1 protein-coding gene and 1 pseudogene are annotated in these 1,391 nt (G+C 53.1%); one reads left to right on the forward strand and one right to left on the reverse strand.

The features are described from left to right. The coding region (locus ACOTX7_RS24240) for a tail fiber domain-containing protein (protein ID WP_226882877.1) at window positions 1-632 on the forward strand (632 nt) is incomplete at its 5' end. Here the strand turns inward: ACOTX7_RS24240 and ACOTX7_RS24245 are convergent. Continuing rightward, window positions 598-1,391 (reverse strand): annotated as a pseudogene (locus tag ACOTX7_RS24245) (phage tail protein); the annotation flags it as partial. The gene ACOTX7_RS24240 and the pseudogene ACOTX7_RS24245 overlap by 35 nt on opposite strands.

Genomic DNA, 1,391 nt, shown 5'->3' on the forward strand with positions numbered 1-1,391 from the left:
TCGGTTTGGGAAGTAGCGCGACAAAGGACGTCGGAACGGCTGCCGGGAACATCATGCAAGTGGGGGCTTTTGGGGTTGGAACATACCAGGCTCCAAGGCCAAATGATGCAAACTCATCGTTTATCAGTGATGCTGACGGTAACACCAGTTGGGCTCCTGCCAATGGCTGTGGCTACCAAAGCTCTTATAACACTCAGCGCATAGCGCAAATGTGGGTTACCACTGGCGGAGCTGGCTATTGCCGTTTTCTGTTAAACACGAATCCTCAAACTACAAAAACAGATGCTCCGTGGACGGTATTTCAGTCAGCAGGAACATCGGACATTAACTTTAAGAAAGTGACCGGGGATCTGGATCTAAACGAATCGCTGTCAAACATCGAGGCAATGGATTTCAAGACCTTCTACTACCTTGCTGATGAAGAGAAAGCCATTCGGCGCGGCGTTATTGCTCAGGAGTTGGAAAAGATAGATCCGCAATATGTTCACTCGGCTGAGGAGTCGGGAAAAATGACACTAGACCTCAATCCTCTGGTGCTCGATGCGCTGGCGGCAATCAAAGCGCTGGCAATCCGCGTAAGCGCATTAGAGGGAGACGCTAAGCCTCCCGCTCCTGGCTCATTCGCTGGTTAAAAAGTGAATCTGCGGGCATATCTAGGCGAACATCGATCCAGCTGTTCGCCGGGACATCTATCAGCTCTCCTTTCGTTTTGATCATCTCTCCGTCATCGCTCAGCATGAATTTGCGCTTAAACAGTCGGATTATTAGCTCGCCATTGTCGGTTTGCTCTGCCTCAACCACCCCCAGCTCTCCCATGCCGCTCGGGTCCATTGGCGGCAGCAACTGCCAGCCTTCTGATGCCAGGCCTGTCGAACCGGCGAGCACGTAAACACCGACGTCGAGACGAAAAAGAGTTATTCCCTCCGCCTCAGAGTTCGCCGTTCCACAGCCACACCATGAGAAACCATCTTCCTCTATATCGGCGCGCTGGCACGCTTCCTGGCTCGCTACGATACGGGCAACAGGAGACGCTGCCTTTAGTGTGCCATCGCTGGACTTTGTGGTATTACCCGTGGTGTAAGCCTCCTGATATGACCAGGACGAGCCACCGTAATACGAAAACCACGTCCGCCGTAGAATGTAGGCCTGATGAATACGGGTTGGTCGGCTGCCCCGATTGACGACTATAGACGTAATGCCGGTATTTGCAGTCAACCCCAGTTGGGTCTGTCCGTCATTTTGATGGGAGGAGAAACAGGTCGGTGTAAATGCGTCCATAGCGTCCAACAGTGGGCCGTCTCCGTTGATAGTTCCAAGCCCAAATGCTCCCACTTGCATGATGTTCCCGGCAGCCGTTCCGACGTCCTTCGTCGCGCTACTTCCCAAACCGA

The organism is Enterobacter cloacae complex sp. IR5418, from assembly GCF_049238105.1.
Taxonomy (GTDB): domain Bacteria; phylum Pseudomonadota; class Gammaproteobacteria; order Enterobacterales; family Enterobacteriaceae; genus Enterobacter; species Enterobacter hormaechei.